1 protein-coding gene is annotated in these 345 nt (G+C 61.2%); it reads left to right on the forward strand.

Going from position 1 to position 345, the window contains the following annotated elements; translation table 11 throughout:
• The coding region (locus HWY30_RS40935; RefSeq protein ID WP_176079072.1) for an integrase core domain-containing protein at window positions 1–345 on the forward strand (345 nt) is incomplete at both ends.

Here is a 345-nt window from a genome sequence, read left to right on the forward strand (position 1 = left end):
CTTGCCACCCTGGAGAACCTGGGGGTCGTGGCCTCGTTTAGCCGACCACGCGTGAGTAACGACAACCCGTACGCAGAGTCGCTGTTCCGGACCTGCAAGTATCGGCCCGACTACCCGCGCAAGCCGTTCGGCAGCGTTGATGAGGCGCGGGCCTGGACGCAGCAGTTCGTGCGCTGGTACAACCATGAGCACAAACACAGCGGCCTGAAATTCGTCACGCCGGCCCAGTGTCATAACGGCGTGGCGAATGCAGTTCTTGCGCAACGTGAGATCGTTTATGCGGAGGCCAGGCAGCGCAATCCACGGCGTTGGTCCCGATCGACGCGCAACTGGAAATTGAAGGAT

The organism is Paraburkholderia tuberum STM678, from assembly GCF_902833905.1.
In the GTDB taxonomy this organism is placed as follows: Bacteria; Pseudomonadota; Gammaproteobacteria; order Burkholderiales; family Burkholderiaceae; genus Paraburkholderia; species Paraburkholderia tuberum.